This window comes from Pseudomonas sp. NPDC088429, assembly GCF_044753305.1.
GTDB lineage: Bacteria > Pseudomonadota > Gammaproteobacteria > Pseudomonadales > Pseudomonadaceae > Aquipseudomonas > Aquipseudomonas rustica.
The window spans coordinates 4,448-9,829 of sequence record NZ_JBIVMX010000102.1; the positions used below are offsets into that span (position 1 = coordinate 4,448).

4 protein-coding genes and 1 pseudogene are annotated in these 5,382 nt (G+C 62.1%); all 5 read right to left on the reverse strand.

Annotated elements, in window-relative coordinates:
- Nucleotides 1–544 (reverse strand): annotated as a pseudogene (locus ACIP66_RS27150) (D-alanine--D-alanine ligase); the annotation flags it as partial.
- On the reverse strand, nt 541–2,001 hold the full coding sequence (gene murC, locus ACIP66_RS27155; RefSeq protein WP_400652239.1) for a UDP-N-acetylmuramate--L-alanine ligase: 1,461 nt from the start codon (nt 1,999–2,001) through the stop codon (nt 541–543). The gene murC and the pseudogene ACIP66_RS27150, both read right to left, overlap by 4 nt.
- Complete coding sequence (gene murG, locus ACIP66_RS27160) at nt 1,994–3,064, reverse strand: undecaprenyldiphospho-muramoylpentapeptide beta-N-acetylglucosaminyltransferase (RefSeq protein WP_053123638.1); 1,071 nt, start codon at nt 3,062–3,064, stop codon at nt 1,994–1,996. The genes murC and murG overlap by 8 nt, the downstream gene beginning before the upstream one ends.
- Entirely contained in the window at nt 3,054–4,271 is a 1,218-nt protein-coding gene (gene ftsW / locus ACIP66_RS27165) for a putative lipid II flippase FtsW (RefSeq protein WP_053123640.1), read from the reverse strand. Before ftsW ends, murG begins: the two co-directional genes overlap by 11 nt.
- A partial coding sequence (murD, locus tag ACIP66_RS27170; RefSeq protein ID WP_400652243.1) for a UDP-N-acetylmuramoyl-L-alanine--D-glutamate ligase occupies nt 4,268–5,382 on the reverse strand: 1,115 nt, incomplete at its 5' end. The genes murD and ftsW, both read right to left, overlap by 4 nt.

A 5,382-nucleotide genomic window follows, 5' to 3' on the forward strand; every position in this document is an offset into this window, starting at 1 on the left:
CGTAGGTACTGGCCGCTTTCCATGCGTCGATCAACTCGGACGCAGAACTCACTTTGGCCATCCCGATACTTGAACCTTCATGGGCCGGTTTGACGATCAAAGGGAAGCCCAGTTCCGTCGCCGCAGAAATACAATCGGCTTCGCTGCACAGCACGGCGTGACGCGGCGTCGGAATCCCGAGGCTGTGCCAGACCTGCTTGGTGCGCAGTTTGTCCATCGCCAGTGCCGAGGCCAGAATGCCGCTGCCGGTGTAGGGAATGCCGGCCACTTCGAGCAGGCCCTGCATGGAGCCGTCTTCACCGCCACGGCCGTGAAGAATGATGAAGGCGCGGTCGATTTTTTCACTCAGCAGACGTTGCAGAATGTCGGCGCCAACGTCGATACCGAACGCGTCCACGCCAGCGCTCTGCAGCGCATCGAGAACGGCGTTACCGGATTTCAGCGAAACCTCACGCTCGGCACTCAAGCCGCCGAAGAGCACGGCGACGCGGCCGAAGTCTTTCGGCGCGATGGTGGAGAACAGGTTGGCGTAGGCAGCAGTCATTTCAACTTCCCCTCGACCGACGCCGCCACGGCGCCAGCGAACAATTCACTTTTCAACAGCTTCGGCGCGAGACCGCCGATATCACCCGCGCCCTGGCACAGCAGGATGTCGCCGGCACGCAACAGCGGCTTGACCAGCGGTGCCAGATCAACGCCACGCTCGATGTAGATCGGATCGAGCTGACCGCGCTGACGGATGCTGTTGCACAGCTTGCGGCTGTCGGCGCCTGGGATCGGCTCTTCGCCGGCCGGATAAACTTCCATCAGCAGCAGCACGTTGGCGTCGGCCAGTACATTGACGAAATCGTCGTACAGGTCGCGGGTGCGGCTATAACGGTGCGGTTGATACACCATCACCAGACGGCGCTCCGGCCAGCCACCGCGTACGGCTTTGATCACGGCCGCGACTTCGGTCGGGTGGTGACCGTAGTCGTCGACCAGCATCACGTGGCCGCCGTCCACCGGCAGTTCGCCGTAAACCTGGAACCGTCGACCGACACCCTGGAAACCCGACAGGCCCTGAACGATGGCTTCATCGCTGACGCCCTCATCGGACGCGATGCAGATGGTCGCCAGCGAGTTGAGCACGTTGTGGTTGCCCGGCATGTTCACGGAAACATCCAGCGGCTCGCGGTCAGGGCGCAGCACGGTGAAGAAGGTCTGCATGCCTTGCTGACGCACATTGATCGCGCGCACGTCAGCGTCTTCGCTGAAGCCGTAGGTCACGGTCGGACGTTTCACCAGCGGCAGGATTTCGCGCACGACCGGGTCGTCCAGGCACATCACGGCCAAACCGTAGAACGGCAGGTTGTGCAGGAACTCGACGAAGGTTTTCTTCAGTTTGTTGAAGTCACCGTCGTAGGTCGCCATGTGGTCGGCGTCGATGTTGGTGACCACGGCCACCAACGGTTGCAGGTGCAGGAAGCTCGCGTCGCTTTCATCGGCTTCGGCGATCAGGTAACGGCTGGTGCCGAGCTGGGCATTGGTGCCCGCAGCATTCAGACGACCACCGATGACGAAGGTCGGATCCAGACCACCGGCGGCGAACACCGAAGCGATCAGGCTGGTAGTGGTGGTTTTGCCGTGCGTACCGGCGACGGCGATGCCGTGGCGATAGCGCATCAGTTCGGCGAGCATTTCGGCCCGCGGCACCACTGGAATACGACGCTCAAGCGCAGTCGCGACTTCCGGGTTGGAGGTGTTCACAGCGCTCGACACCACCAATACATCGGCGGTCGCGGCGTTCTCGGCACGGTGGCCGATGAAGATCTGCGCGCCGAACGATTCCAGACGCTCGGTGACCGGCGAAGCTTTCAGGTCGGAACCGGACACTTCATAGCCCAGGTTCAACAACACTTCGGCAATACCGCACATGCCCACGCCGCCGATACCGACGAAGTGGATGCGACGGATGCGGCGCATTTCCGGTTGCGGCATGGCTTTCTGTTTCTCACCCATGGGCCACCTCCAGACAGGTATCGACCACGCTACGGGTGGCATCGGGTTTCGCCAGACGGCGGGCCGCTTGGGCCATATCTTCGAGTCGTTGCGGTTGCATCAAGACCTCTGTCAGGCGCGCGGCAAGATCCGCGGCACCAGTCGTTCTTTGCGGCATCAGGAAGGCAGCGCCTTCACGGGCCAAATAATCGGCGTTGCGGGTCTGGTGATCGTCAATCGCGTGGGGCAAAGGCACCAGCATCGAGGGCAGACCGGCGGCAGCCAGCTCACTGATGGTCAACGCGCCTGCGCGGCACACCACCAGGTCGGCCCAGCCATAGGCTTGGGCCATGTCTTTGATGAACGGCTGCACCTGCGCTTCGACGCCGGCGGCGCGGTAGCGCTCTGCAGTCACTTCATCGTGGTTTTTGCCGGCCTGATGAAACACTTCCGGGCGCAAATCGGCAGCGACTTGGGCCAGGGCTTCAGGCAGCAATTTATTCAACGGTTCTGCGCCAAGGCTTCCGCCAAGGATCAGCAAACGCGCTTTGCGACCAGCCAGAGCCGGGCGCGATGTTTCGAGGAACAGCTCGCTGCGCACCGGGTTTCCGGTGGTACGGCGGGTGTCCGACAGAGTAAAGGTGTCGGGGAACGCTTCACACACCCGGGCGGCGAACGGCACCAGCAACCGATTGGCGGTGCCGGCAACTGCGTTCTGCTCGTGAACGATCACCGGCACGCCGGCCAGTTTCGCGGCAAGACCACCAGGGCCAGTCACATAACCACCGAAGCCGACCACGCACACTGGTTTCAACTGGCGAATGATCGCCCGCGCCTGCCACACCGACTTCAGCAGCATGAACGGCGCCTTGAGCAGCGACAGCTTGCCCTTGCCGCGCAGACCGCTGGCGTTGATGCGGTGCAGTTGAAGACCTGCAGCCGGCACCAATTCGTTTTCAATTCCGCGTGGCGTGCCGAGCCAATGCACGGTATAGCCGCGCGCCTGAAACTCGCGGGCACAGGCCAGCGCCGGGAACACGTGGCCACCGGTTCCGCCGGCCATGATCAATACGTTAGCGCCCATGATTCGGCTCCTCAGCGAAGTCGCTCTCATGGAATTCCATTTCTTCACTGCCCAGGTGGGTTCGACTCTCCCACTCGATCCTCAATAACAAGCCGAGGCAGGCACAGCAGATCACCAACGAACTGCCGCCGTAACTGAGGAACGGCAAGGTCAGACCTTTGGTTGGCAGCAGGCCGACGTTCACCCCGATATTGATCAGAAACTGACCAATCCACAGGAACGACAAGCCGTAGGCCACATAAGCTGCGAAATACTGTTTGGCTTTCTCCGCCCACAAGCCGATGTACATGCCGCGAATACACACGAACACGAACAGGGCCACGGTGCACAGCGAACCGACCGCGCCCAGCTCTTCAGCGAGAACCGAGAACACAAAGTCGGTGTGCGCTTCCGGCAGGTAGAACTGCTTCTGCACGCTGTTGCCCAGACCCACGCCGAGCCATTCACCGCGACCGAACGCGATCAACGCTTGCGACAGTTGATAACCGGCGCCGAACTGGTCAGCCCACGGGTCAGCGAAGTTGGTCAGACGCGCCATACGATACGGCTGCATCTGAATCAGCAGCACCACCGCCCCGACCGCCAACACCACCATCAGCGAGAAGCGGAACAGCCCGACCCCGCCAAGGAATAGCATTGCCGCCGCAGCGCCCATCATCACGACGGTGGCACCGAAGTCCGGCTCCATCAGCAACAGGCCAGCCATCGGCAGCAGCACGATGAACGGCTTGAAGAAGCCCATCCAGCTTTCGCGCACTTCTTTCTGACGCCGCACCAGATAACCGGCGAGGTAGATCACCACGAATACTTTGGCGATTTCGGACGGCTGCACGTTAAAGAAGCTGAAACCAATCCAGCGCATCGAACCGTTCACTTCTCGGCCGATGCCGGGGACGATCACCATCACCAGCAAGCCAAACGCACCCAGCAGCATCAACCAGCCGAGGCGCTGCCAGGTAGCAATTGGAATCATCATGGTGATGACACACGCGCCCAGGCCCAGCACCACATATATAAGGTGGCGAATCATGTAATACAGCGGACTGCCCGACTGCGCGGCCGCCACTTCGGTGGACGCCGAGGCGATCATGATCAAACCGAGACCGAGCAGCGCCAGGCAACCGGCGAGCATCGGGAAATCGAGGTCGATACCGCGCCCGGTGATGATCGGCGACGGATACGGTTTGATGATATTGCGCAGGCTCATGCCAATTCCTCCACAGCGCGGACGAACTGGTGACCACGGTCTTCATAATTCTTGAACATGTCGAAACTGGCGCAGGCTGGCGACAGCAGCACCACGTCACCCGGCTGGGCAGCGGCGCGGCATTGCGCGACGGCGTCGACCAGCGAGGTCGCGCGAATCAGCGGCACGGCATCGCCGATGGCGGCGCCGATCTTGTCGGAGTCGCGGCCCATGAGGATCACGGCGCGGCAGTTGGCCGCCACCGGATCATGCAGATCGTTGAATTCGGCACCCTTGCCATCGCCACCGGCGATCAGGATGACCTTGCCGTCGATATCCGCGCCCAGGCCTTCGATGGCAGCCAGTGCGGCGCCGACGTTGGTGGCTTTGGAATCGTTGTAGTAAGCCACGCCGTCGAGATCACGCACCCACTGGCAGCGGTGTTCAAGACCGGCGAAGTTGCGCAGCGCCGCGAGCATCGCATCGAACGGCAGGCCGACCGCATGACCGAGTGCCAGCGCCGCGAGGGCGTTGGACTGGTTATGCGCGCCACGAATCTTCAATTCGCGCACTGGCATCAGGTTTTGGAATTCGAAGGCCAGATACTTCTCGCCGTCTTCTTCGCGGATACCGAAGGCTTTGAAATCAGGTTTGGTCAGGCCGAACGTCCAGCATGGCTGGCCTTCGCCCATCAACGGACGGCTCAGCGCATCCTGACGGTTGACCACGAACTGCTTCGCGCCCCGGAAGATCCGGTGCTTGGCCAGGTGGTAAGCCGGCAGGCCGCTGTAGCGATCCATGTGGTCTTCGCTGATGTTCAGCACGGTCGCCACTTCAGCGTTGAGCTGGTCGGTGGTTTCCAGCTGGAAGCTCGACAGCTCCATCACGTACAGCTCGATGTCGTCGCTGAGCAAGTCCAGCGCCGGGGTGCCGAGGTTGCCGCCGACGGCGACGCGTTTGCCCGCCGCAGCCGCCATCTCGCCGACCAGGGTGGTGACGGTGCTTTTCGCGTTGGAACCGCTGATGGCCACGATCGGCGCCTGCGCGTTACGCGCGAACAGCTCGATGTCGCCGGACAGTTTCACGCCACGGGCCGCAGCGGCTTGCAGGGCCGGGGTCGCCAGCGCCAGGG